Source organism: Aeromonas sp. S2(2024) (assembly GCF_041402505.1).
Taxonomy (GTDB): domain Bacteria; phylum Pseudomonadota; class Gammaproteobacteria; order Enterobacterales; family Aeromonadaceae; genus Aeromonas; species Aeromonas media.
In genome coordinates, this window is sequence record NZ_JBGLRL010000010.1 from 76871 (window position 1) to 102514 (window position 25644).

Genomic DNA, 25644 nt, shown 5'->3' on the forward strand with positions numbered 1-25644 from the left:
GAACCTTAGTTAGGTCGAAAATAGTGGCAGCTCGTCCAGGTCAGGAGGGAGCGGCATTCTTAATCGCGCCGGAATATCTGTTTCTTCCAGGTGCGCAGTTAATTGGTTAACAATCTTGTCAGGGGATAGCCCTTCGATGTTCGCTAACCAATTAACAAGGCGGCCTGCCATCCTGGACATATTAAATACAGCGTTGTCCCTGGACGTTTTGAACTTGTTTTTAAAGGTGGTCAGTCTGACGGGTGTTATTTCAGACTGCTGAACAGCCGCCAACCATGTGGCAAACTGCGGATACATCCCCGCAAAATAGGGGTCTGGGTTTACCAGGACATCCAGCGGAATAATCCGGTCTTTGTTGTGTAATTCGCCTTCGGCGCGTACCCAGTTCGGGTACTCTGCCGACTGCATCTGTTTTCCCTTCTCGTATATCCGAGCACACTTACCGTTGATGCGGCTGCCCACGTAGAAGGAGCAGCCCTTGGTCGGCACCATGCCGAAACGCTTGGCGATGCCTTTGGCAAGCTCGGTGATCACAAACTCGCCCGATTCAATCTTCATCCAGGACGGCGCGCGGCCCCGCTGGGGATGGAAGGCGCCGGCTTCAGCGCCGGCAATGGCGCCCTGGTAGGTAATGTGCTCGCCGCCGTAATCGTCCAGGGCGAGATCCACCCGAGTGATGCGCACACCTGGAACGTGAGAGATAACATCGTGCAAAGCCTGGAAGTCCAGGGCCGCACAACCCACACCGGAAAAACTCACCATGCAACCATGGTTCGCCGCACCCCAGCCAATCAGGCCGCAGGGGAGGCCATCACACAGCAGGTCAGCCGAGTTGGCGTAGCCATGCAGACCGGAGCGGCGAGGGCGCATGGTGAAGCGCGGCTCAGGGATAGGGACACCGATGCGGGCATTCAGCTCTTCGAGCCACAGCTCGATCTCATTGCAGCAGAGGGCATCCAGGAACTGGACACCGTAGCAGTCGATCAAGTCGTTGTACGCTTCCCAATACCTGGCACCCTGGACAACCTCAAACTCGGAGAACTCCAGCAGGGCAGAGCAGACGGCCTTGAGTTCCTGGCGCATGTCGGCGCGGGACTTGTACCCAGAGTGCAAGGCCTGCTCCATCATGTCGGTCATGGACGGCGTGAGCACAGGGGAGGGGGCTTTCACGGCCAAGGGCTTGGGCGAGGCTTTCTCACACAAGCGCTCAGTCACCTTGTCAAAGCGGGCGAGGGGAGCGAAGCCAACCGGACGCTTCCACAGGTAGCGCAAGCCTTCCACCGCAGGGGCAGCAAAGGCCGCCTGGATAGCCTTGTTGGCAGTGTCGAACCGCGGGATGGCTTTGAGCAGTGCGCCTTGCTTGGCCAAGTCGGTCATCCGGCGCAGTTCGTCAGGTGCCCAGGTAAAGGACAGATAGTCGATCAGGGTTTTGGCGCCGATAACCCTATTTATCGGCATCACGGAGCTATGACCAGTCATCGAAGAACACTCCCTGGTCATAGAAGTCGCGCCACGTATCCTCGGTGACCTCTACCAGGTCAAACACGGTGTCGGGGTATGTCATCGACAGGTAGACCCGCAGCTCATGCAGATCACGGAACATCTCGACCTGACCCGCGATGCAGGCGGAGTAATCGCCAGTCGGCTCTGCCTGCCAATAGACCTTGCGCTCGATGAGCGCGGGCAGATCCTGATTTTGTGGGCTAGAGTGGGTCATAGGTTAGTCAGCAAGCTAATGAACTGATTGGATTAGATCAGTTAATTAGCGCACTGACAACCGAGGCATTTGGGCAGAAAATGAGTATGATGGGCCGATTGTCTAACCACTCAGGAGACAGAAACATGGACTCTAAAGCGCTGATTCAAGCCTACATGAGGGCCAAAAAGTTTAGCCAGTATCAGCAAGTCGCTGCCGAGCTTGGTTTTACCAAGTCGCATATCTCCAGCCTGACCACAGGCAAGATGCAACTTACTGATGCCACTGCAAAAAAGATTGCCCAGGAAATCGGCCTGGACGTCCAAGAAGTGCTGATAAGTCTGGCGGCGGTCAGGGCCACCGATCCCGAGCTAAAACAGGCTTGGTACGACATCCTGGCGAAGTACTCGAAAGGTGCAGGCACGGCTGTAGCCCTTGCAGCGGCTGTGTTTCTGTCTCCTGTGAACGGGCCTGACCTAACCGCGCATAATGTATATTATGTTAAATGATGTATGCTTGATTCCTGTTACCGCCAATTGAACTGTGTATAATGGAAACAATTGATCCTATCCCCGACCGGATGTCTTAAGTGGCTGAATTAACATCAGAACAATTAAAACCCGCTTTCACGATTGAGCAGTTCCCCACGCTCAGCGAGCTCGAACCCATCCCTTTTGCCGCCCTGCAACCCAGAGCCATTTCTGGCATCAAGCGACTGGCCAGTTTTGATGGTGACTGCCCGGTCATGTTGCTCAACGGATTCCCGGGTGCAGATTATGAGAGTGTCTGCCAGACCTTGATCGCCTCTTCCAATGGCAAGGATGGCGACCTGTTCGATCTCTGCTACACCGAGAACCTCAACAACCCGTTCAAGCCCATCTGGCTACGCCTGCAACCCGGTACCGGGTTTGAATTCTGCGAGATGGTTGGTGAACTGCTCAAGCTGATGAGCCATCATCTGGATGCCGAGCGCCTGGTCACCCGCATCATCCGCAAGCAGGAAAATGACCCCAAGATCGTGGACTTTCTCTCCGATCTGGCGGCGCACGTGGCCCAGGGGCTCGAATTCCAGCACCCGGTGCTCATCAACCTGCTGATCCATCACGAAGAGCAGCAAGCCCCCGTCATCTATGGCCGGGACTTGAACTGGGACACTCTGTTTGGCTCCATCAACTACCAGACCGAGCAAGGCTCCGTCTATGCCAATCAGCACTTGCTGGAGCCGGGCCTGCTGCGGGAAGCCAACGGCGGCTACCTCATCTTGCAACTCGACGAGCTGCTCGATCAGCCCCATCTCTGGTTCAAGCTCAAGAACGCCATGCAAAAAGGCGAGCTGGACTGGAATGCCTATCAGGAAGGCAAGACCCTGACCCCCTTCTTCACCCCAGAGGCCACGCCTATCCGGTTCAAACTGATCCTGGTGGGCGACCGGCTGGATGTGGCCGAGTTCCAGATGCTGGACAGGGACATGTCCGAGCGCATCTTCCTGCGCGCCGATCTGGTGTCCGAGGTGAACATCGAAGAGGACTTGCCCGAGTTCCTGCAATACCTGGCCTGGCTGCGGCTACGCTGGAACCTGCTGGACTTCACTCCGGGTGCCCTCCTCGCCCTGTGTCGCCATGCCAGTCGTCTCTGTGACCATCAGGAGTGGCTCTCCCTCTCGGAGGTGCAGCTCAGCGCCATCATGCGCATGGCCGACAGCCTGGCTCGGGAGCTGGAGGCGGAGAAGGTGACCGACGAGCATATACTGCTCGCCCTGGAGGAGCAGGATTACCGTCTCAACTACCTGGTGGAGCAATCCGATCAGGGGGTCATCGATGGCCAGATCCTGCTGCAGACCGACGGTGAAGAGGTGGGCCAGATCAACGGCCTCTCCGTCATCCAGGTGGCCGGTCATCCCTATGACTTCGGTGAACCGGTGCGACTGACCGCCACTGTGCATCTGGGAGATGGCGACGTGGCCGACATCGAGCGCAAGGCTGAGCTCGCCGGCCACATTCACGCCAAGGCGATGATGATCATCCACGGCTATCTCTCCAACAAGTTCGGCGCAGAGAACCCCTCGCCGCTCTCGGCAAACCTGGTGTTCGAGCAGTCCTATCACGAGATTGACGGCGACAGCGCTTCTCTGACAGGTCTGTGCGCCCTGCTCTCTGCCCTCGCCCGCCAACCGATCTCCCAGCGTTTCGCAGTGACTGGCGCGGTCGATCAGTTCGGCAACGTGCAGGCTGTGGGTGGCGTCAACGAGAAGATCGAAGGCTTCTTCCGGGTGTGCAAGATCCATGGCATCACCGGCAAGCAGGGCATTATCCTGCCCGGTACCAACGCCCAGCAGCTCAACCTCTCCGATGAGGTGATTGCCGCCGTCGAAGCGGGTCAGTTCCATATCCACCCGGTGGATCATGTGGAAGAGGCCATCGAATTGCTGACCGGCTGTGTGGCCGGAGAGCCGGATATGCCGGACACCCTGTTTGGCCGGATCCAGGACAGACTGGATGAACTCAATGGCACTGCACCCAAGAGTGGCGTGCTGCGCAACCTGCTGGGCCGTCTATTCGGCCTCTAAATAAAGTGATCGGAGTTGTTTAGCGAACAACTGTAAGCTAAATTGACCCGGCTTTGACCCATATGAAGGATAAACAGCGTGACCCTAGATAACGACACCACTAATCCCCGCCTCTCCCTGTGTGAACAAGGTAAAGAGTCGTTTACCCGTGAAGAGCTGCTTGCCTGCAGCCGTGGCGAATTATTTGGTGAGGGTAACAGCCAACTGCCCGCCCCCAACATGCTGATGATGGATCGCATCGTCAAGATCAATGACAACGGTGGTGAGCACGGCAAAGGCGAAATCCTGGCCGAACTCGATATCACTCCGGATCTCTGGTTCTTTGACTGCCATTTCCCTGGCGACCCCGTCATGCCGGGCTGTCTGGGGCTCGATGCCATGTGGCAACTGGTCGGTTTCTTCCTGGGCTGGAAAGGCGGTCCGGGCAAGGGACGCGCTCTGGGCGTAGGTGAGGTGAAATTCACCGGCCAGATCCTGCCGACCGCCAAGAAAGTGACCTACAAGATCACCTTCAAGCGCGTCATCAACCGCAAACTGGTGATGGGCATTGCAGACGGCGTGGTCGAGGTGGATGGTCGTCCGATCTACAGCGCGACCGACCTGAAAGTGGGCCTGTTCAAAGACACCACCGCATTCTGATCTGCTCTGACCCGGTCAGATAGTGACAACGTAAAGGGGCCGCCATGGCCCCTTTCCTTTTGTAATGAGTGATGAAGTTTCGGTTACTTCATGAAGAGGCCTGAGCCTCGCCCCTCCATGGCGTCGCGCCAACCACCAAGCCAGTGCCCTCTGGCATCCAGGCATTGATACGGACACGCTTCTTTCTGTTTGCCGACTACGCCAGCCTGATAACCACGAGCGCGAGCTCTCTCCAGACGGTCCCGTTTCTGTCTCTTCATCATCTACGACCCTCTTCGTGGAACAAAAAAGCGACCAAGTTTTCATCGGTCGCTTTCATCTTTACCCCAGGGGGGAAGCAGGGTCAAACAAAAAATTCCATGCTATTCAGACGTTGTGACACAAGATACTGAACTGCATTAATTTTTGATGACGCATTTTTTATCGCTGGTAACGGCGCAGCCAGGCGAAGGGCAAGGCCAGCAGTGTCAACCAGAACAAGCTGCCACCACCGCCATCTTCACCATCCTGACCGGTCTGGTTGTTGACCGGCGCATTGCTGACCACATAGTTGGCCGGTGTGTTGCCCTGATAGTCCGCCACGGTCGGCGTCAGCTTGACAGCGACCACGGTCGCGTTGGTACGCAGGTTCAGATCGCTCTCGCTGTTATAGCGATAGGCGGTGGCGGCTATGGTGCCATCGCTGCTGATACCGCTGGCGTAAGCGATATGGTAATACTTGCCATTCTGGGCACACTGCTTGGCGCCGGCATCATCCAGACCACAGATCAGGTCGTTCAGGTACCAGTTGTTGTTCGGGGAGGCCGCATTGAGCAGGAAGGCTTCCTGCATGCGGTTCGTGCCGTTGGCCACAGGCTGGGTCTGATGACGGGAGTCACGCCAGCCGACCACCATGTTGTGATCGTTGATGGCCGCGCCCTCGGAGCCGGAGCCGGAGAGCGGCTTGTCCTGCAAGGGTATGGTTGCCGCCGAACTCGGATTGTTCAGATTGAAGAGGAACATCTCGGTCGGACGGTTCTGACCCTTGTTGATGCTGTAACGCTGGTTGCCGATCACATAACCATTCTCGTTGACAGACACCGCCCAGCTATTTTGCAGCACACTGTCATCCTTACCCGGCTCGCCATCGGGCAGCGGGATTATCTTGGTGGTACCCACAGTGCCGGCATCGAGGTCCAGGGTCCAGTAACTGGCCAGGTTGCGGCCGTCGAGATCCCCCGAACCCACTTCACCGGTGGAGCTGTAGCCCACGCCGTACAGGGCGCCATTGAACGTCGCAGCACCGAAAGCAGAGGCCGTCTGCAGCACTTCGTCGCGTTGACGGCCATAGGTACTGGCCTGCATCAGCTTGTTGAAACCGCCTGAGCCATTGAGCAGCCAGAAGCTGGCCTGGGTATCGACCCCGGGGCAGTAACGGAAGTCGCCGTATTCGTCGTCATTGCCTGCGAAACACCAGTTATAGAAGTCACCCCCCACGTTGTGGCGGTACTTGCCGCTGGCGGCCGTCCCGGTCACCAGGTACTGACCGTTGTCCAGTTTCTTGATGCTGGTCGGGACACTCAGGCTGTGGGTGCTGGCGGCATCTTTCAGCTCAACCGTGTTGCCATCCCCCGCGACCGCAAAGGCGGTGCGCAGTTTGCCATTCATCTTGTAGCCCACCTGGGTGTCCGGTATCTCACCCAGTGCCGTCACCAGACCATCTGTCTCACTGCTGACGACATAACCGACGCCGCTGCGCTGATCGACACCATCGAGGAAATCGCGGCGCCACTGGTAAGCAAACCCGGGGTTGTCATTCCAGAAGGAGTCACAGACGGAGCTTGAGAGGAAACAGCCCTGCTCAAAGCGGAAACGATCGACCAGGAAGTCGGCAGAGCGCACGGTCGAGAAGTACTCGGCCATGTTGTTCTTGGTGTTGATCCCGATGAGTCCGCTGCCATCGGCACTGATCCCGCTGGCATATCCTTTGACTTCGTCATCGACAATGGTGAAGAAGGAGCTTTGTGCCGCCTGCGCGTTGAGGCTGGCGCCGACCAGGATGGCCAGCATGGATAATTGCTTTTTCATCTACTTCCTTAGTCTTGATGTTTCAACGCTTCCAACTCCTCCCAACGGGAGAAGGCGTGTTCCAATGCGGACTCTGCCGCATGCAATGCATCGAGTTTGGACTGGGTCTGCTCCGCTGGCAGGGAGAAGAACCCGGGATGGTTGATCTCAGCCTGCAGGGCATCGAGTTCCGTTTCCAGCTGCTCCAGCCGGGCTGGCAGATTATCCAGCTCCAGTTGCAACTTGTAAGAGAGTTTGCGTGTTTTTTTCGCCGGCTCCGCCGCCAACGCGACAGGCTCTGCCACCTTGGCCGCAGCTGCCTTGGCCGCCTGTTGCTGACTCTGCAGGGCGCGGGTGGCCATCATGTCTGCATAGCCGCCCACATAATCGCTGATCCGCCCATCCCCTTCAAACAGCCAGCAGCCGGTCACCGTATTGTCGATGAAGCGACGATCATGACTGACCAGCAGCAGGGTACCTGGATAATCGGTCAGCAGTTCTTCCAAAAGTTCCAGCGTTTCGACATCCAGGTCGTTGGTTGGTTCATCCAGAATCAACAAGTTACTGGGTTTGAGGAACAACTTGGCCAACAGTAGACGGTTTTTCTCGCCCCCTGACAAGGCCTTGACCGGAGTCCGCGCCCGTTTGGGTTCAAACAGGAAGTCCTGCAGGTAGCCCAGAATGTGACGGGAGCGGCCGCGCACCATCACTTCCTGCTTGCCCTCCCCCACGTTGTCCACCACAGTCTGCTCGGGATCGAGCTGCTCGCGGTACTGATCGAAATAGGCCACTTCCAGATTGGTGCCGCCCTTGACCCGCCCGCGGCTCGGCTCGAGCTGACCCAGCAAGAGCTTGATGAGGGTGGATTTGCCGCAGCCGTTGGGGCCGACCAGGGCAATCTTGTCGCCTCGCAGCACCTGCAGATCCAGCCCCTGGAACAGGGTGCGATCGCCAAAGTCCAGGCCCAGCCCTTCGGTCTCGAACACCAGCTTGCCGGAGCGGTTGACGTCGTCCATCTGCAGCTTGGCCTTGCCCTGCAGCTCACGGCGCTGGCTGCGCTCCATGCGCATTGCTTCGAGGGCGCGCACCCGGCCTTCGTTGCGGGTGCGGCGGGCCTTGATGCCCTGGCGTACCCACACCTCTTCCTGGGCAAGCTTGCGGTCGAACTCGGCGTTTTTCAGCTCCTCGACCCGCAGCCACTCCTCCTTCCCTTGCAGGTACTGATCGTAATTGCCGGGCCAGGAGGTGATGGCGCCCCGATCGAGATCGATGATCCGGGTCGCCAGCTTGTGAATGAACTCCCGATCGTGGGAGATGAAGACGATGGCGCCGCGAAAATCCTTGAGGAACTCTTCCAGCCAGTTGATGGCGTCGATGTCCAGGTGGTTGGTCGGCTCGTCCAGCAGCAGCAGATCGGGGTCGCAGGCGAGCGCACGGGCCAGGGCCACCTTGCGCAGCCAGCCACCGGATAAACTGTCGAGCGTCACGTCGGGATCCAGCCCCAGCAGGGTCAACACCTGATTGATGCGGGTCTCGAGCTGCCAGCCGTTCTGGTAGTCGAGCTGCTCCTGCAATTCGCTCATCTTGCGGATGTTGGCGTCGGAGGGATCGTGACCCAGCTCCAGGGAGATGTGGTGGTACTGCTTGAGCAGCTCCCCCACCCCGGCCAGCCCTTCAGCGGCATAGTCGAACACGGTCAGCTCGCTCGAGGCGGGCGGATCCTGCTCGAGACGGGTCACCTTCAAGTCCTGCTGCAACACCAGACGGCCGTCATCCAGAGACAGCTCGCCCGCGATGACCTTCATCAGGGTGGACTTGCCCGCCCCGTTGCGGCCCACCAGACAGAGGCGCTCGCCGCGCTCTATGGTCAGCTCGGCGTTGTCGAGCAGCGGGAAATCACTGAACGACAGACAAGCGCCGTGCAATGTCAAAAGTGCCATGTTTGTTCCTTGTTACTTATGAAAAAACGGGCGGCAGACTCTGCCCCCGTCTCATCGTCAAATCAGTCTCACCCCTGACGGGCAAGCCAGCCCTTGAGCTGTGCCAGGGTGAAGGGCCAGCCCAGTTCGCGGCCAGCGTCATCCCGCAGCACCGGGATGCGCACCCGGTAGGCTGCCAGCCACTGTTCGTCCTCCAGGATGTCACACTGGCGAGTATTGGCGGCAAAACCAGCCTCCTCCACCAGCGCCCAGGCCTGTTCGCACAGGTGACAGCCGTCGGTGTGAAACAGGGTCAGCATCAGGCCTGCGTCTCGGCGTGAGTGATGATCCAGCAGTTGTGGATATGCTGGTTGCGCTCAAAATCCTTCGGCCGTGTCTTGCTGGTGATGTTCTGGGCCTTGAGGCCTGCGGCCTCGAGACCGGCCAGATCCATCTTGAAGTGACGCTTGTTGTTGGAGAACACCAGGGTGCCGTCCGCCGCCAGCAGGCGTTTGAGGTGCTGCATCAGCAGCAGGTGATCCCGCTGCACGTCGAAGCTCTCGTCCATCCGCTTGGAGTTGGAGAAGGTGGGTGGATCGATGAAGATGAGATCGTACTGATCCTCGGCCTCGGAGAGCCACTTCAGGCAATCGGCCTGGACGAACTTGTGCTGACGGCCCACCAGCGAGTTGAGACGCATGTTGTCCTGCGCCCAGTTGAGGTAGGTGTGGGACATGTCCACCGTGGTGGTCTCGCTCGCACCGCCAAGACCTGCGTGCACGGTAGCACTGCCGGTATAGGCAAACAGGTTCAGGAAGCGCTTGCCCCTGGCCATCTGACCCAGCATGCGACGGGTCTGACGGTGGTCGAGGAAGAGGCCGGTATCCAGGTAGTCGTAGAGGTTGACCCACAGACGGGCACCGTACTCCTGCACCTCCATCCGGTGCTGCTCTTCAGACAGCTTCTGGTATTGCTGCTTGCCTTCCTGACGCTCGCGCACCTTCAGGATCACCTTCTCGCCGTCCATGCCGGTCACCTTGATGGCGGCCTGCACCATGTCGAGCAGACGCTGACGGGTCTTCTGGGCGGGGATGTCCTTGGGCGCGGCATACTCCTGCACCACCAGGTAGTCCCGATAGCGGTCGATGGCAGCATTGTATTCCGGCAAGTCGGCGTCATAGAGGCGATAGCAGTCGATCCCCTCCTTGCTGGCCCACTTCTCCAGGGTCTTCAGATTCTTGCGCAGGCGGTTTGCAAAGTCCTGGGCCACCTCTTTCTGGGAGGCCACGGAGTCGAGCGCAATCTGGTAGTTGCGCAGCTGACACTCGAGCGCCCCGTTGAACAGGCGATACTGCTTGTCGGCCCGCAGGCGCAAGCAGCTCAAGAGCTCAGGGGAGGCAGACAAAATGGTGACCCTCCAGCCCTGGAAGCTGCGGCGCAGGGCATCGCCCAGGGCCTGATGCACTTCCAGGAGCGCCGGGAACTCGCCAAGACGCTCGCCATAAGGCGGGTTGGAGATCAGCATGCCGATCTCGCGGGCCTCCCCTTCCACAGCAGGCATCGGCAGTGGGTTTTCCAGCGCGGTGACATCGGCCTGCTTGAAGGTGATGAGGTGGGCCACACCGGCCGCCTTGGCGTTGTCACGGGCCTTCATCAGCACGCGGGGGTCCGCATCGCAGCCAAACAGCTTGGCTTCGCAGCGCTGCATGCCGCGCTTGGCGCGCACCTGGGCTTCCATCATCAGGCTCTGCCACAGTTCGCCATCGTGTTGCAGCCAGCGATCGAAACCGAAGCGTTCGCGGCGCAGGGCAGGCGCCATGTCGGCGGCGATGAAGGCCGCTTCGATGAGCAGAGTACCTGAGCCGCACATGGGGTCCATCATGGGCTCGCCGGTCCAGCCGCTGCGGGCGATCATGGCGCAGGCCAGGTTCTCTTTGAGCGGCGCCTCGCCTGTGCCCTGACGGTAGAAGCGCTGGTGCAGCGCCGGGCCGGACAGGTCCAGGGTGATGTTTGCCTTGCCCTTGCCCAGGTGCGCCATGATGCGGATGTCCGGCGACTTCTTGTCGACGTCCGGGCGCACATGGCCACGCTTGGTGAAGCGGTCAACGATGGCATCCTTGATCTTGAGCGCGCCGTACTGGGTGTTGCGAATGGCCGGGTTGGTACCGGTAAAGTCCACAGCGATGGTGGCGGTACCGGGGAAGTGCTCTTCCCAGGGAATGGTGTGGGCGCCGAGATAGAGATCCAGATCGTCGTTCATCTGGAATTCGGAGAGCACCAGCACGATGCGGGAGGCAAAACGGCTCCACAGGCAGGCCTTGTAGCCGATGGCCAGTTCGCCTTTGAAGTGGACGCCGGCCACGGTCTCACGGACCTGCTCCGCGCCCAGGGTGGTCAGCTCGACGGCCAGCAGGTTTTCCAGCCCCTTGGGGCAGGTTGCAAAAAATTCTTTCATCACGCTCACGGGGATGCCATAAAAATAGTGCCGCATTATACCTTATCGGCCCGCACTCGGCATCCGAACCTTGGGGTTCGCGCGAATATAAAGGGGCTGGCCGGCGCAATCCCCTCCGTTCTTGCTCTTGTCGCCGGCACAGAGGCGCGGGCAAGACGATGCAACGCAATATCCAGCGCAGAAGGGCATGCGCCAAACGGCGACGAATTGACTCAAGGAAGGTGCCGCAACGGTATGGGAGAGACGAGCGATAAATAACCGCTGTCGGTTATTTCGAGGGCGTATGAATATCAACCAAAAATAACGAGCAGAGGCAGTATCAGCTGACCTGTCGATATTGTGCCTGGGCACGAGTCCTGGTCTGCATCCGGTTATTCATCACCTTGATCACCGCGAACCTTGGCAGGATCTTGCTGGCGGTCAGCACCAGTTCCTCGGTCAGGTTCAGGCAGACGCTCGCCTGATCGCCGGCCTCGATGACCATGAACTCTCCCCGCCCATGGGGAGTCTCCATCCACACCAGGGAGCCCATATCAGGAATAAAGTGAGTCTGCTGTTCATGAAAGAACCAGCTTTGTGGCATCAGGGGTTTATAAAAGCGGCTGACGGCGATGGCATTGAGTACCAGCTGAACCTGATGGGGAACACTCCAATCGAGTTCGGCGGCCTTGTCCATCAGCTGGTAATAGAGGGCGGCATCGTCCACGCAAAAAGGCTGGGTCGTGAAGGAGCTGGGAACGAGCTGTCGCCCCTTATATTCGGTGGCGAATATCATGCGATCGGATAAATCCAGCATCAGACGGTCATCCTGAGCATCATAATGCCACTGCCAATTGTCATTGGGTTGGATACACATGGAGTTGCCCTTACTTAAGCCGTTCCTCGACTTTATTCCATGTCGAGAATTTGAGCAACTTTAAATAAGGGCAACCGGTTATCTTTTAAATATGGGTAACGATCTCTTTGACCAGACTCGGGCCCTTATAAATAAAGCCACTGTAAATCTGGACCAGACTGGCACCCGCCGCTAATTTCTCCCGAGCGGCCATGGCGCTGTCAATACCACCCACCCCTATGATAGGCAGAGCCCCATTGAGGGCCTTGGCCAGCAGGCGGATCACCTCGGTGCTCTTGTGCTGGAGCGGACGACCACTGAGGCCCCCTGCTTCACCGGCATGGGGCATGTCATAAATCATGTCGCGCTCAAGAGTGGTATTGGTGGCGATGACGCCATCGATCCCGTTTTTGATCAAGGAGGCGGCGACCTGATTAATTTCATCCAGGCTGAGGTCGGGGGCAATTTTAACGGCTAGCGGCACGTACTTCTTATATTGCGCGGCCAGCTCCTGCTGGCGAACCTTGAGGGCAGCCAGCAATTCATCCAGCGCCTCTCCATATTGCAGCGAACGCAGCCCCGGGGTGTTGGGGGAAGAGATATTGACGGCAATATAACCGGCATGATCATAAACCTTGTCCATGCAGATCAGATAATCGTCCTTGCCCTGCTCTATGGGGGTGTCCTTGTTCTTGCCGATATTGATGCCGATCACCCCCTGATATTTGGCCTCTCTCACCTTGGCCACAAGATGATCGACACCCTTGTTGTTGAATCCCATCCGGTTGATGATCCCTTCCGCCGGAATTACCCGGAACAACCGCGGCTTGTCATTTCCGCTCTGGGGCTTGGGGGTCACAGTGCCTACTTCAATAAAACCGAACCCCATGGCACCAAATGCGTCGATACACTCCCCGTCTTTATCGAGACCGGCCGCCAGTCCCACCGGATTGGCAAAATTAAGCCCCATGACAGTGACGGGGCGTTGGGGCAGTGAATGACGGAAGAAACAATCGAGCGGTGTACCGAGAAGGCGGGGCAAATACTTGATGGAGAGATCGTGTGCCTGTTCGGGATTGAGTTTGAACAGAAAATGCCTGGCGAGGGGGTACAGCATGTTTGCTCCTTAAAAAAGCCCCGGCAACTGGCCGGGGCTTTTGGGGTTATGCCGAGGTTCGGCAATTCAACTGGAGCAGGTTCAACTCTCGCAAGGCCACCGAGAACTTGGCGAACTCGTGAGTGCTCGTGGTCTTGAAGTCGGCCAACATGTGGGTCCAACGGGACAAGAGTTGCTCATGCTCCGAAATCCAGTCGGCCAGTATGGTAGCGCATTCTCCCTGCTCTTTGCACCCTTCCAGTACTACTGAGGTAAGGCTGCGTTGCTGCCAGTCCAGATCCTCGCGGAAGGAGGCCCGGGCCATCGCCTGCCAGTGGTTGCCCACCGGTTGATGGTTGATCTGCTCGAGGAACCAGTGCAGATCGAGCTTGGCGCCGAGGCGGTAGTAAACGTTGGCGGCGCGCAGGATGTCGGTCTTGTGCTCCGCGGCAATCTGCGCCAGATCCAGGCTGGAGAACAGGCTGCTCATGTGGGCCACCTGACGAGCGATGGCTTCCGGCACCTGTTTGGCCACCAGGGCGGCGACGGCCTGGCGATGTTCGGCCACTTCGCTCTCGTCCATCACCTCGTAGAGGTGCTCCCCCAGGGTCTCGAAGGCCGGGCGGAAGAAGGCGATGTTCTCGCCGATGCTCCAGCTGCGGTTGCGGGCACGCAGGAACCAGCGAGTGGCCCGGCGCACGATGCGGCGGCTGTAGAACATCAGCTCGAGCTGGGTCTCGGCACTCACCAGGTTGTCACACCCTTCGATGTCGCGCCACAGGGTACCCAGACCGAACACCTCCCGGGCCATGGCGAAGCAGCAAGCCACTTCGGCCACCGAGGCACCGGTCTCGTCCTTCATCCGGCTGGCGAAGTTGAGCCCCATGTCGTTGACCAGCATGTTGGCCACCCGGGTCGCGATGATTTCACCTCGCAGCGGGTGCTGAGCCAGCTCGGCACCGAACTGCTGCTGCAACTGGGCCGGGAAGCTGGTGACCAGCATGTTGGCGAGGAAGGGCTCCTCGGTCACTTCCGGGCAGTTGAGCTGCTCTTTCAGTACCATCTTGCCGTAGGCCACCAGCACCGCCAGCTCGGGACGGGTCAGCCCCTGCCCTGCCGCCATCCGCTCGGAGAGCTCCTCGTCGGAAGGGAGGAACTCCAGCGCACGGTCCAGCTTGCCTTCGCGCTCCAGCCCCTGAATGAAGCGTTGCTGCTCTTTCAACTGCTCGGCGCCACGGAAGGCGGTGACCGAGATGGACTGGGACTGGCGATAGGCGTTGGTGATGACTATCTGGGCTACGTCGTCGGTCATCTCGTACAGCATCTGGTTGCGCTGCTTGAGGGTCATGTCGCCTGCGGCCACCAGCTGGTTCAGCAGTATCTTGATGTTGACCTCGTTGTCGGAGCAATCCACCCCGCCCACGTTGTCGGTAAAGTCGGTGTTGATGTGACCGCCCTGGCTGGCGTACTCCACCCGGCCGAGCTGGGTGAAGCCAAGGTTGCCGCCCTCTCCCACGATGCGGGCACGCAGGTCACGGCCATTGACCCGCAGCACGTCGTTGCTGCGATCCCCCACGTCGGCGTCGCTCTCGCGGGCGCTCTTCACATAGGTGCCGATGCCGCCGTTCCAGAGCAGGTCCACGTTGAGGCAGAGCAGCGCCTTGATCAGCTCGTTCGGGGCCATGCTGGCCTTGTCGGTGCCGAGCAGGGTCTGAATTTGCGGGCTCAACTTGATGGACTTGGCGGAGCGCAGGAAGATGCCGCCCCCTGCCGAGATGAGCTCCCGGTTGTAGTCATCCCAGCTCGAACCCGGCAGCTCGAACAGCCGCTGCCGCTCGACGAAGCTCCTGGCCGCATCGGGCGTCGGGTCGATGAAGATGTGCATGTGGTTGAAGGCGCCCACCAGCTGGGTGTGCTCGGAGAGCAGCATGCCATTGCCGAACACGTCGCCGGCCATGTCACCTATCCCCACGCAGGTGAAGTCGGTGGTCTGGCAGTTGACGCCAATCTCCCGGAAGTGACGCTTGACCGACTCCCAGGCGCCGCGCGCCGTGATGCCCATCTTCTTGTGGTCATAACCGACCGAGCCGCCGGAGGCGAACGCATCGCCCAGCCAGTGGCCATACTCCTGGCTTATCTCGTTGGCGATGTCGGAGAAGGTGGCGGTGCCCTTGTCGGCGGCCACGACCAGGTAGTAGTCATCCTCGTCGTGACGCACCACGGATTTCGGCGGGATCACCTCCCCCTTGATGATGTTGTCGGTGACATCAAGCAGGCCGCGGATGAAGAGACGATAGCAGGCCTTGCCCTCTTCCTGGATGACGGCGCGGGGCGCGCCCACCGGCATCTGCTTGCAATAGAAACCGCCCTTGGCGCCGACCGGCACGATGACGGTGTTCTTCACCTGCTGCGCCTTGACCAGCCCCAGCACCTCGGTGCGGAAATCTTCCTTGCGATCGGACCAGCGCAGGCCGCCACGGGCCACCTTGCCCCAGCGCAGATGCACCCCTTCCACTCGCGGCGAGTAAACGAAGATCTCGAATTTCGGCAGCGGCAGCGGCATGTCGGTGATGCTGGAGGGGGCCAGCTTGAAGGAGATGTAGGGCTTGGGTTGACCCTCCTGATCCGGCTGGTAGTAGTTGGTGCGCAGGGTGGCGTCGATCATCTCCATATAGCGGCGGATGATGCGATCGTCGTCCAGGTTCGCCACCTGATCCAGCTTGGCGGCGAGCTGCTCGTGCAGCTTGGCTAATGCCTTGGCATCTTGCGATGGCGCCTTGGCATCCTGCTTGATCGCAGGGTTGAGTCGCTGCTCGAACAGGGTGAACAGCAGCTCTGCGATGTCGGGATAACGGGTCAGGGTCTCCTCGATATAGGACTGGCTGAAGGAGACGCCGGTCTGGCGCATGTATTTCGCATAGGCGCGCAGCACAGAGACCTGGCGACCGGTGAGACCGGCCCCCAGCACCAGGCGGTTGAAACCGTCATCTTCCAGGGTCTTGTTCCAGATGGCGGCGAAGGCCTGCTGGAAGCGCTGCTGGCTCTGGGCCAGATCGAATGGCTGATCGCCGCGCAGCAGCATGGAGAAGTCGAGGATCCAGAAGATCTCGCCACTCGGGGTGCGCACCTGATAGGGCGTCTCACCGATGACGCGCAGCCCCATGTTTTCCAGCATGGGCAAGACGTCGGAGAGGTGGATGGGTTCGGTGCGGTGGAACAGCTTGAGACGCACCCGGCGATCGTTCTCTTCTTCCTGGGCACGGTAGAACAGCATGCCCAGCGGCTCGGCTTCACTCAGGCCATCGAGGGCCATGATGTCGGCCACGGCAGAGCCCGGCAGCACGTCTTCCTTGTAAGCACGGGGGAAGGCAGTACTGAAACGGCGGCGCAGTTCGTTGCCTCGGGCTTCCCCATAATGGGAGAGCAGCACGGAGTCCAGGCGGTCGTCCCAGCTGCGGGCCGCTTCAATCAGGTTGTTCTGTACTTCGTTCACATCCACATCCACGTTGTTGTTGTTGACCCGCACTATGTAGTGGGTCCGTGCCAGCACGCCTTCGGTGAAGTAGACGTTGAACTCCACATCAAAGCTGCTGCCAAAATACTTCTGCAAAATTTGCTGGGTCTTGACCCGCAGCGCCGTGTTGTAGCGCTCCTTGGTGACATAGACCATGCAGGAGAAGAAACGGCCGTAGACGTCGCGACGCACGAACAGGCGCAGCATGTCACGCTCTTGCATCTCCAGCACGCCGAGGCCGGTGGCCAGCAGCTCCTCTTCACGGGCCTGAATAAGCTCGTCGCGGGGATAGGTCTCCAGCACGTTGAGCAACGCCTTGTAGGCGTGGGAGCCCTTCTCGTGACCGGAGGCGGCCATGATGCGCTCGAGGCGGTGGCTGATGAGGGGGATCTGGGTGGCACTGGTGTTGTAGATGGAGGAGGCGTAGAGACCGATGAAGCGGTCTTCCCCCACCACCTTGCCGTGTTCGTCGAAGCGCTTGATGCCGATGTAGTCCACATAGGCCGGACGGTGTACCCGGGACTTGGCGTTGGACTTGGTGAGGATCAGCAAGTCAGAACTCAGGGCCGCGTGACGGGCGCTGGCGGGCATGTTGCCCAGGCGCTGGCCTTCGTCCTTGATGGAGTTCTTCATCAGACCCAGGCTGGATTCCGGCTGGGGCAGGATCTCGTGATCCCCCTCCACCGCCTTGACGTCATAACGGCGATAGCCCATCAGGGTGAAGTTGTGAGCAGCCACCCATTTGAGGAAGGCGACGCAGGAGTCCACCTCGGCCTGGCTGACCGGGTTCTTGCGCTTGGGCAACTCCTCGATGATCTCGTTCAGACGACCCAGCATGGGCTGCCAATCCCCCACCGCCAGGGCCACTTCCCTCGCCACCGAGTTGAGCTCGGCGGTCAGGGCATCCATCTGTTCCTCATCCGTAAGATGATCGATCTCGATGAGGAAAGCGGTCTCGACCGAGGTCTGGGAAGCCGTGTTGTCGAGATCCAGGATGGCGCCTATCTTGCCTTCGCTGCCGCGAATGAGGTGCAGCGGCTGGTGTAGCATCATGTGGGCCGTGATGCCCCGACGCTTGAGGGCCATGCGGATGGAATCCACCAGGAACGGGGAGTCCTGCAGGATGATCTCGACGATGGTATGGGGAGACTGCCATCCGTGGCGGGTCAGCTCGGGGTTGTAGACCCGGATATAGGGCTCTGTGCTGGTGCGCTGGTTGAGCGCATTCCACAGGCTCAGCGCCGCCCCGTAGAGATCGCTGTCATTGCGATCGTGCAGGTCGGTGCTCGCCATGTTGCCGTAGAACTTGGCGACGAAGCATTCGACCAGGGAGGCGCTGTTCTTGGGCAATTTCTGATGGATCAGGCTGAGAACGTTTTCGAGCAGAACTGAGGTAGGGGCGTCTTTCAATGCCATTGCTAGTTTCCTTATCGGACGACATCACAGACACGGCGACATCCACCCAGGATGTGCGCCGGTACAGAGTTGCTGCGAAGTGTAATGAGTTGGATCAAGGAAGGCGAGCAAAGGTGATAACGGGATGTTAAAAACAAGGGGCAGATCACGGCTTGGGTTGTGATAAATTTTGCCAAGTCGCTAAAATTTAGAAAATCGCACTGGCTGTTAGTCGATTAACCGGATAGATAGTGACTTAAAGCAGATATTTACCCGGAATTGTGTTCATGTTTTGTTAATTTATGCGTTTCGGGCTAACCAGGCGTTCATCGTCCTGTATTTGGCGTCGCAAGCAGGCGTATTCCCCTATATAGGAAGCTCACACGAGTGGTTCGACTACGGCAAGCGACCCTTTCGAGGCAGAAACCTACGGAATGATCCAAGAAGAACACAGCTCTCTTAGATAGTGAGCGGTACCTCAGGAGAGCCTCTCCAGGCGAACAAAGCGGTGATCTTCCTGGGTGACCAGCCGAAAGTAGCCGTGCACCCCGTTGACGCTGACGAAGGAGCGGATCTTTTCCAGGCCCAACTCTATGGTCAACCCCTGCTCGGTGCGCACCACCAGCCGTCTGGCCTGGCCCTGGTACATCAGCATGATCTCGTCGCGGCTGAGGGCCAGCCGAAAGGTGTACTGCCTCATTCCCCCTCCTCTTGATGAAAAACGGGCAGGAGAGCCTGGCTCCCCTGCCCGTGACCTGCACCCTTACTGCGCCAGTGCCTTGCTTACCTTCTCGAACAGATCCCGCGCCAGCCCCTCGAGGTTGGCCAGACGGGTCAGCTCGGCGCGGATAAGCGTCTTGCGCCCTTCATCCAGTCGCTTGAACTGAATGAGCGGGGTGATGAGGCGGGACGCCACCTGGGGATTGACCTCGTTGAGCGCGATCAAGAGGTCGGTCAGGAAGCGATAGCCGCTGCCATCCACCGCGTGGAACTGCACCTGGTTGTTCATGGCGAAGCTGCCGATGAGCGCCCGCAGCCGGTTCGGGTTGCGGATGCTGAAGGTGGGGTGGCTCATCGCCTGTTTCACCTCATCCAGCACGTCGGCGGCAGGCTTGCTGCCCACCAGCCGCAGCCAGTTGTCCAGTACCAGGCCATCATGGGCCCACTTGCCTTCGAAGTCGGCCATCAGTGCGGCGCGGCATGGCAGCAGATAGCCGTTGGCCACCTGCAGCGCCGCCAGGGTGTCGGTCATGTTGTCGGCCGCTGCGTACTGCTCGCGCACCAGTGCATCGGCCTGCTCTGCATCCAGCGCCGCCAGATAGCCGAGCACCACCCCCTTGAGGGCACGTTTGGCGGTGTCGCCATGGATCACCCTGTACCCCGTCAGCCGCAGGCGCTCATAGGTAGCCGCCAGATGCGCGCCCAAGGCCTCGGCGAGCTGGCCATGGATGGCATCCCGCACCCGATGGATGGCATCGATGTCGGCCACCTCGAACAGCTCGGCCAGGGTCGCCTCACCAGGCAGCGCCAGGATCTCCGCCTTGAGGGCCGAGTCCAGCTCGGCCTCGTCCAGAATGGCGACGAAGGCCGCCAGAAGGGTTGGGGAGAGCTCAACCCCCTGCCCTTGCTGCACCCGTGCCACCCCGTCGATGACCGCCTTGTTGATCAGCATCTGGGCCGCATCCCAGCGGGCAAACTCGTTGCGGGCATGGCGCATCAGGAAGGCCAGGGCCTCGTCGCTGTAGTCATAGTGCAGCTTGACCGGGGCGGAGAAGTCCCGCAGCAGGGAGGGCACCGGCTTGGCCTGAACCCGATCGAACAGGAAGGTCTGCTCTTCTTCCAGCACGTCGAGCACGTTGCCGATGGCCTTGCCCTGGTACTGCAGCGCAATGACGTCACCCTGCTCGTCATAGAGTTCGATGTCGAGGGGGATATGCAGCGGCAATTTTTGCGGCTGATCCTGGGTCGGCGGCGTGTGCTGGCGCACGTGCAGGCGATAGACGCCGCTTTCGGCATCGTAGTCGTCGGTCACGGTCAGCTCGGGCGTACCGGACTGGCTGTACCAACGGCGGAAACGGCCGAGATCCACACCGGAGGCATCCTCCATCGCCTGCACGAAGTCATCGCAGGTGGCGGCCGAGCCATCGTGACGCTCGAAGTAGAGACGCATACCGGCCTGGAAGGCAGCTTCACCCAGCAGGGTGTGCAGCATGCGGATCACTTCAGAGCCCTTCTCGTAGACGGTCAGGGTGTAGAAGTTGTTCATCTCGATCACCACATCCGGGCGAATGGGGTGAGCCATGGGGCCGGCATCTTCGGCGAACTGCGGCCCGCGCACGGTACGCACGTTGTTGATGCGGTTGACGCCGCGTGAGCCCAGATCAGAGGAGAACTCCTGATCCCGGAACACCGTCAGCCCCTCTTTGAGACTGAGCTGGAACCAGTCGCGGCAAGTGACGCGGTTGCCGGTCCAGTTGTGGAAGTATTCGTGGGCGATCACCCGCTCGATGCCGTGGTAGTCGCTGTCGGTGGCGGTCGCCGGGTTGGCCAGCACGAACTTGGAGTTGAAGATGTTCAGCCCCTTGTTCTCCATGGCGCCCATGTTGAAGAAGTCCACCGCGACGATCATGTAGATGTCGAGGTCATACTCGAGGCCGAAACGCTGCTCGTCCCAGCGCATGGCGTTGATCAGGCTCTCCATGGCGAAACCGGCGCGATCTAGGTTCCCCTTGTCGACGAAGATCTCCAGAGCCACCTTGCGGCCACTACGGGTAGCGTAGCTACCCCGCTCCACGTCGAAATCACCTGCCACCAGGGCAAAGAGGTAGCTCGGCTTGGGGAAGGGATCCTGCCACTGCACAAAGTGGCGACCGCCATCCAGCTCGCCGCTTGCAACCTTGTTGCCGTTGGAGAGCAGATAGGGGTATTTCGCCTTGTCGGCGGTGATCCGGGTGCTGTAACGGGCCAGGATGTCGGGCCGGTCCAGGTAATAGGTGATACGCCGGAATCCTTCTGCCTCGCACTGGGTGCAGTAGGCGTCGCCGGACTTGTAGAGCCCTTCCAGCGCCGTGTTGGCGGCGGGATCCAGATCCGTGACTATGGTCAGCACACATTCGGCAGGCAGGTTGAACAGGGTCAGACTGCTCTCCCCCTGCTCGAACTGGGTGAAGGGGACACCGTCCACGCTGACGCTGTGCAAGACCAATCCTTCCCCATCCAGCACCAGCGGCTCGTTGTGCTCGCCGTTGCGGCGCAGGCGGGAGATGGCGGTGACCCGGGTCAGGGGCTCCTGCAGTTGAAAATCGAGATCGATGCTGTCGATCCAGTAGAGGGGCGCCCGGTAATCCTGGCGATACTTGGCCGTCATGGCCTGGGAGTGATCGGTCATTATTGTGTGCTTCCACGCTTTGTTATTGACGTGTCAGAGGCTGTCACAACGATTCGGCAGGGTCAAATAGTTTGCATTCCGCCAAAAGAGAGGGCGACCGAAGTCGCCCTTGTATTCATGCTGATGCACCCTGGATTCTCAGCCCTTGCTGAGCCTTGCCAGATCCGCCGTGATGTTCGCGGCTTCAATCTGATACTCGTCAGGGGCCTCGAAATCGGTCGGCAGTTCATCCAGGCTCTTCACCGTCGGCTTGCCAAGACGGGTCAGTCGCTCGTTGGCTCGCGCCAGCGCCTTCTCGTCCTGCTTGGCCTGATCCGCCAGTCGCTCGGCTTCGTTCAGAGAGACCGACTTCTTGTCCTGATCCGCCTGATACTCCTTGATGTCCTGCAGCACGTAGGCAAATTCAGGATCCTTGGCGATCCGCGCATCGTGAGCCGACTTCAACCTGGGCAGCAGACTGGAGAAGTCCCCCAGCTTGTCGTAACTGGCCGAAGCTATCTTGTCCCAGGGCAAGGCGTTGAACTCCCGGCTCTCCCCGGTCTCGTCCGGCGAAACCGCGGTCGGGAAGCCGATGTCCGGTGCCACCCCCTTGTTCTGGGTGCTGCCACCATCGATCCGGTAGAACTTGGCGATGGTGTACTGCACGTGACCCAGCGGCTGCTCGTAGAAGTCGTAGACCTTGGCGAGGCTGCGATGCTGCTGCACCGTGCCCTTGCCGAACGAGTTCTCACCGAGGATCAGGGCGCGGCCGTAATCCTGCATGGCGGCGGCGAAGATCTCGGAGGCCGAGGCGCTGTAACGGTCGATCATCACCGACATGGGGCCGCCGTAGTAGACGTTGCCGTCGTCGTCACCATTGACCGTGATACGGCCCATGTGATCACGAATTTGCACTACGGGACCGCTGGCGAAGAACAAACCACTCAGGGCCGAGGCTTCGGTCAGGGCACCGCCGCCGTTGCCACGCAGATCGACGATGAGACCATCGATCTTCTGCTTGTTGAGGCTGGAGAGCTCCTTGATGACGTCGTCATGGAGATTGACGTAGAAGCTCGGGACCTCGAGCACCCCTATCTTCTTGCCTTCGGCGGTGATCACCTTGGACTTGGCGGCCCTGTCTTCCAGACGCACCTTGTCACGGGTCAGCTCAACCAGCTCGGTCTTGGCGGTTGCGCCCTTGCCGCGCTGGATCTCCAGCTTCACCTTGCTGCCTTTCGGGCCCTTGATGAGTTCGACCACATCATCGAGACGCCAGCCGATCACATCGACAATCTTGCCGTCGTCCTGCCCCACCCCGGTGATCTTGTCATCGGGCTTGAGGTGGTTGGACTTGGCTGCCGGGCCGCCGGGCACCAGGGAGCGGATGACGGTGAAGTCATCTTCCGCCTGCAGCACGGCACCTATGCCCTCCAGCGAGAGGTTCATCTCGGTGTTGAAGCGATCGGCGCTGCGCGGCGAGAGGTAGCTGGTGTGCGGCTCGATGGCACGGGCGAAGGAGTTCATGAAGAGCTGGAACACATCCTCGCTCTCGGTCTGGGACATCCGCTTGATGGCGTTGTTGTAACGCTTGCCAAGCAGCTCCTTGATCTCGGGCCACTCCTTGCCGCTGAGCTTGAGACTCAGGGCATCAAACTTGACCCGCTGACGCCACAGCTCGTCGAGCTCAGCCTCGTCTTTGGGCCAGGGAGCCCCTTCCCGATCGAAGATGTAATTGTCGGGCTGGGTGAAATCCAGGGGAGTGTCGAGCAGTTTGAGGGCGTATTCGAACCGCTCGTAACGCCGCTGCTGACTCAGGTTGAACATCTCGTAGGCCGGAGCCAGACGCCCTCTCTCGAGGTCGGTGTCAAAACCGGTACGGTACTTTTCAAAACGGCTGATGTCAGAGGCCAGAAACAGGTTGCGGCTGTAGTCCAGATTCTCCAGATATTTGTCAAAAATCACGGAGGAAAAGGCATCGTCCAGCTTGAACTGTTTGTAATGAGAGCGGGTAAACAGATTGGCAATTCGCTTGCTGGCCGTAGCATGTTGGCTCTCCTGAGCCAACACAGGCAAATCACTTTCCTTGAGCACCGGCTCGATGGCCTGTGCGAGTCCGGCGAGCGCCAGGCTACAGGCAACGAGGGAAAAACGAATCACGCCATGCTTCAACATTCGTCTCCTTAGAGAACCAGATGCTCGAACTTGACCCGCAACATCATGCCGGTCTGCAATTGAACCTGTACGTCATCCTTGGTCACTTCCTTGATGGTCGCAGGCACGGGAGATTTGCCCAGCACGACGCGCACGCCTTGATCCACTTTCAGGGTGGCGGCATCCACTTTGACCAGGGGAGCATCGGCTACAGGTGCGGCCTTGGGGGCAGCAGACTTGGGCTTGTCGGAGCGGGGCGAATCGGCCTTGCGCGGCGCGTTGCGGCGCGGCTGCTTGGGCTTGTCTTCCTTCTCCTTGGTGTTGGTGCGGCGGCTGGCAAAGACACGCTCTTTGCTCTCCTTGAGCGCCTGTTTGGCATGCTCGATGTGCTCTTCGGTCAGCAGCTCACCGGGGTTGCCATCCAGATCGACACGGGCCTGGCCAGCCTTGAGGCCATGCAGGTAACGCCAGCTGGAGGTGTATTGACGCAGAGCAGAGCGCAGCATGGTCTTGGAGACTCTCTCGTCATCAGCAAGACGCGCGGCCAGATCCTGGAAGATGCCAATCTTGAGTGGCTTGGCCTCTCCTTCAGCGATGAAGCAGGCCGGGAATTTCTCGACCAGGTAGGCAACGATCTCTTTACTGTTCTTCAGCTTTTCAGTGTTTTCCATGTATAACCTTGGCTTTCATATAGACGCACGGGCATGCCCGAACACAACAAAGGCCCTATTATAGAGAGCTTGGGACCTTTTGCGAACCATCTAGCAATGACTTAGAGCATGCTTTCCAAAATTTGCACCGTTTCTTCGAGGCCAATCCGGTCCTCCTGGTCGAAACGGTTAAAAATCGGACTATCCACGTCCAGCACCCCGATGATCTCACCACCACGACGCAGCGGAATCACGATTTCCGAATTGCTGGCGCCGTCGCAGGCGATGTGACCCGTGAACTGGTGTACGTCGTCCACCAGCTGGGTCTTGCCCTCGGCCACCGCCGTGCCGCAGACGCCGCGGCCCACCGGAATGCGCACGCAGGCCGGCTTGCCCTGGAAGGGGCCGAGTACCAGGGTTTCCCCTTGCAACAGATAAAAACCGACCCAGTTGATGTCAGCCAGCTCCTGATTGAGCAGGGCAGACAGGTTCGCCAGGTTGGCAATCAGGTCGGGTTCACCCTCCAGCAGCGCCTGGGCCTGTTGGTTGAGGGTGCGATAAAATGCTTGTTTTTCAATCATGATTAAATGAACTTCACTCCTTGATAATGAATGCAAGGTACCGACCTGCCTGAAAAATTCAAATCAAATTTCACTTATCCCCCCTCCTGGGCCACAAACGTCAGCCTCCTGTCAGGGGGAAATTCCCAGTGTCAGTTGCTGGCGCTGGCCATTGCTCCACTCGATATTGAGCAGCCACTCCATGGTCTCAGTGGTGCAACTCCCCACCTGAGCGGCCCCCTGCCAGCCTCCCTCCTTCGCCTCGAATTGCACGGGAATGCGTCCCATGAACATGGTTCTGCCCTCCAGCCAGGCTTTGATGGGGGTGATGGCGGGAGAACCTCCCTGAAGACGCAGCACAAAGTCATGTTCAGGGCGGATCGGCAAGCCGTCTACGCTGGCCGTCAGGGGCTGATCGCCGACGAGAAGGGAACAACTGCTGTGGGACAGATCACAAATCTGATCATTTGTTGCCTTCGCCTCCCCGCTCGGCGGGCCCGAAAACCAGGTCCGATAGGCCATCAGGGAGAGCAAAATGGCCAAAACGATCGTCAAGTGCACGATTTTGCGTGAAGTGAGTCTCTCTTTCATGAAAAAACAGCCCTGTAAGGTACTTTAAAAATGCGATTTTCGTGATCTTGCGCAAGGTAAAAACTGGCGGGCACCAGACCCGCTGGAGCCAAATATATCACTGTTTGTACTGTTATTTTACCGGTCAGTTCAGTATCATTCTCAATGAATTTTCATTTAACCAC

19 protein-coding genes are annotated in these 25644 nt (G+C 59.3%); 3 read left to right on the plus strand and 16 right to left on the minus strand.

From position 1 onward, the window contains the following. Positions 1-9: 9 nt before the first annotated feature. Together ACB039_RS12275 and ACB039_RS12280 are read right to left on the minus strand one after the other, a co-directional pair. On the minus strand, positions 10-1479 hold the full coding sequence (locus ACB039_RS12275) for a replication initiation factor domain-containing protein (protein ID WP_371165771.1): 1470 nt from the start codon (positions 1477-1479) through the stop codon (positions 10-12). Next, positions 1466-1717: a hypothetical protein gene (locus tag ACB039_RS12280; protein WP_290028176.1), complete on the minus strand. Its 252-nt coding sequence runs from the start codon at positions 1715-1717 to the stop codon at positions 1466-1468. Before ACB039_RS12280 ends, ACB039_RS12275 begins: the two co-directional genes overlap by 14 nt. A 125-nt stretch (positions 1718-1842) precedes the next feature. On the opposite strand from ACB039_RS12280, the gene ACB039_RS12285 reads away from it, so the two are divergent. The 3 genes from ACB039_RS12285 to fabA all read left to right on the plus strand — a co-directional run bounded on the left by ACB039_RS12285 (position 1843) and on the right by fabA (position 4901). Continuing rightward, the gene (locus ACB039_RS12285; RefSeq protein WP_371165772.1) at positions 1843-2205 is read left to right on the plus strand and encodes a helix-turn-helix domain-containing protein; all 363 of its coding nucleotides are present in this window, start codon (positions 1843-1845) and stop codon (positions 2203-2205) included. Positions 2206-2285: 80 nt separating this feature from the next. Beyond that, a complete protein-coding gene (locus ACB039_RS12290) occupies positions 2286-4262 on the plus strand; it encodes a Lon protease family protein (RefSeq protein WP_202045767.1) in 1977 nt (658 codons plus the stop codon). A gap of 78 nt (positions 4263-4340) precedes the next feature. Continuing rightward, complete coding sequence (gene fabA, locus ACB039_RS12295) at positions 4341-4901, plus strand: 3-hydroxyacyl-[acyl-carrier-protein] dehydratase FabA (protein ID WP_005329590.1); 561 nt, start codon at positions 4341-4343, stop codon at positions 4899-4901. An 83-nt stretch (positions 4902-4984) separates the two neighbouring features. On the opposite strand, the gene rmf is transcribed toward fabA, so the two are convergent. The 14 genes from rmf to ACB039_RS12365 all read right to left on the minus strand — a co-directional run bounded on the left by rmf (position 4985) and on the right by ACB039_RS12365 (position 25480). Continuing rightward, complete coding sequence (gene rmf / locus ACB039_RS12300; RefSeq protein WP_005315693.1) at positions 4985-5164, minus strand: ribosome modulation factor; 180 nt, start codon at positions 5162-5164, stop codon at positions 4985-4987. A gap of 157 nt (positions 5165-5321) precedes the next feature. After that, complete coding sequence (locus ACB039_RS12305; RefSeq protein WP_371165773.1) at positions 5322-6968, minus strand: DUF3466 family protein; 1647 nt, start codon at positions 6966-6968, stop codon at positions 5322-5324. 8 nt (positions 6969-6976) lie between these two features. Further along, positions 6977-8887 carry an ABC transporter ATP-binding protein gene (locus ACB039_RS12310; protein WP_043131835.1) on the minus strand — a complete coding sequence of 637 codons (1911 nt, stop codon included), beginning with the start codon at positions 8885-8887 and terminating at the stop codon, positions 6977-6979. Positions 8888-8955: 68 nt separating this feature from the next. Then, positions 8956-9186: a glutaredoxin family protein gene (locus tag ACB039_RS12315; protein WP_323981223.1), complete on the minus strand. Its 231-nt coding sequence runs from the start codon at positions 9184-9186 to the stop codon at positions 8956-8958. Continuing rightward, positions 9186-11357 carry a bifunctional 23S rRNA (guanine(2069)-N(7))-methyltransferase RlmK/23S rRNA (guanine(2445)-N(2))-methyltransferase RlmL gene (gene rlmKL, locus ACB039_RS12320; protein ID WP_371165774.1) on the minus strand — a complete coding sequence of 724 codons (2172 nt, stop codon included), beginning with the start codon at positions 11355-11357 and terminating at the stop codon, positions 9186-9188. The genes ACB039_RS12315 and rlmKL overlap by 1 nt, the downstream gene beginning before the upstream one ends. 283 nt (positions 11358-11640) lie before the next feature. Further along, a complete protein-coding gene (locus ACB039_RS12325; protein ID WP_371165775.1) occupies positions 11641-12177 on the minus strand; it encodes a cell division protein ZapC in 537 nt (178 codons plus the stop codon). Positions 12178-12262: 85 nt separating this feature from the next. Continuing rightward, positions 12263-13273 (minus strand): quinone-dependent dihydroorotate dehydrogenase, encoded by a 1011-nt coding sequence (pyrD, locus tag ACB039_RS12330; protein ID WP_371165776.1) that lies wholly within the window; start codon positions 13271-13273, stop codon positions 12263-12265. Between the two features lie 46 nt (positions 13274-13319). Further along, a complete protein-coding gene (locus ACB039_RS12335) occupies positions 13320-18182 on the minus strand; it encodes an NAD-glutamate dehydrogenase (protein WP_371165777.1) in 4863 nt (1620 codons plus the stop codon). Positions 18183-18639: 457 nt separating this feature from the next. Beyond that, entirely contained in the window at positions 18640-18861 is a 222-nt protein-coding gene (locus ACB039_RS12340) for a DUF2835 family protein (protein WP_005329605.1), read from the minus strand. A gap of 63 nt (positions 18862-18924) precedes the next feature. Next, positions 18925-21549 carry an aminopeptidase N gene (gene pepN, locus ACB039_RS12345; RefSeq protein WP_371165778.1) on the minus strand — a complete coding sequence of 875 codons (2625 nt, stop codon included), beginning with the start codon at positions 21547-21549 and terminating at the stop codon, positions 18925-18927. A gap of 138 nt (positions 21550-21687) precedes the next feature. After that, entirely contained in the window at positions 21688-23700 is a 2013-nt protein-coding gene (gene prc, locus ACB039_RS12350; RefSeq protein ID WP_041205797.1) for a carboxy terminal-processing peptidase, read from the minus strand. A gap of 8 nt (positions 23701-23708) precedes the next feature. Continuing rightward, positions 23709-24350, minus strand: coding sequence for an RNA chaperone ProQ (proQ, locus tag ACB039_RS12355; RefSeq protein WP_371165779.1), 642 nt, complete (start codon positions 24348-24350; stop codon positions 23709-23711). A 101-nt stretch (positions 24351-24451) separates the two neighbouring features. Continuing rightward, complete coding sequence (locus tag ACB039_RS12360; RefSeq protein ID WP_005329612.1) at positions 24452-24910, minus strand: GAF domain-containing protein; 459 nt, start codon at positions 24908-24910, stop codon at positions 24452-24454. Between the two features lie 111 nt (positions 24911-25021). Beyond that, entirely contained in the window at positions 25022-25480 is a 459-nt protein-coding gene (locus ACB039_RS12365) for a hypothetical protein (protein ID WP_042648243.1), read from the minus strand. Positions 25481-25644 lie beyond the last annotated feature (164 nt).

Bases quoted from the DNA above. Each gene is read 5' to 3' on its own strand.
- ACB039_RS12275 (WP_371165771.1), bottom strand. From the start codon at position 1,479: ATGACTGGTCATAGCTCCGTGATGCCGATAAATAGGGTTATCGGCGCC.
- ACB039_RS12280 (WP_290028176.1), bottom strand. From the start codon at position 1,717: ATGACCCACTCTAGCCCACAAAATCAGGATCTGCCCGCGCTCATCGAG.
- ACB039_RS12285 (WP_371165772.1), top strand. From the start codon at position 1,843: ATGGACTCTAAAGCGCTGATTCAAGCCTACATGAGGGCCAAAAAGTTT.
- rmf (WP_005315693.1), bottom strand. From the start codon at position 5,164: ATGATGAAGAGACAGAAACGGGACCGTCTGGAGAGAGCTCGCGCTCGT.
- ACB039_RS12305 (WP_371165773.1), bottom strand. From the start codon at position 6,968: ATGAAAAAGCAATTATCCATGCTGGCCATCCTGGTCGGCGCCAGCCTC.
- ACB039_RS12310 (WP_043131835.1), bottom strand. From the start codon at position 8,887: ATGGCACTTTTGACATTGCACGGCGCTTGTCTGTCGTTCAGTGATTTC.
- ACB039_RS12315 (WP_323981223.1), bottom strand. From the start codon at position 9,186: ATGCTGACCCTGTTTCACACCGACGGCTGTCACCTGTGCGAACAGGCC.
- rlmKL (WP_371165774.1), bottom strand. From the start codon at position 11,357: ATGCGGCACTATTTTTATGGCATCCCCGTGAGCGTGATGAAAGAATTT.
- ACB039_RS12325 (WP_371165775.1), bottom strand. From the start codon at position 12,177: ATGTGTATCCAACCCAATGACAATTGGCAGTGGCATTATGATGCTCAG.
- pyrD (WP_371165776.1), bottom strand. From the start codon at position 13,273: ATGCTGTACCCCCTCGCCAGGCATTTTCTGTTCAAACTCAATCCCGAA.
- ACB039_RS12335 (WP_371165777.1), bottom strand. From the start codon at position 18,182: ATGGCATTGAAAGACGCCCCTACCTCAGTTCTGCTCGAAAACGTTCTC.
- ACB039_RS12340 (WP_005329605.1), bottom strand. From the start codon at position 18,861: ATGAGGCAGTACACCTTTCGGCTGGCCCTCAGCCGCGACGAGATCATG.
- pepN (WP_371165778.1), bottom strand. From the start codon at position 21,549: ATGACCGATCACTCCCAGGCCATGACGGCCAAGTATCGCCAGGATTAC.
- prc (WP_041205797.1), bottom strand. From the start codon at position 23,700: ATGTTGAAGCATGGCGTGATTCGTTTTTCCCTCGTTGCCTGTAGCCTG.
- proQ (WP_371165779.1), bottom strand. From the start codon at position 24,350: ATGGAAAACACTGAAAAGCTGAAGAACAGTAAAGAGATCGTTGCCTAC.
- ACB039_RS12360 (WP_005329612.1), bottom strand. From the start codon at position 24,910: ATGATTGAAAAACAAGCATTTTATCGCACCCTCAACCAACAGGCCCAG.
- ACB039_RS12365 (WP_042648243.1), bottom strand. From the start codon at position 25,480: ATGAAAGAGAGACTCACTTCACGCAAAATCGTGCACTTGACGATCGTT.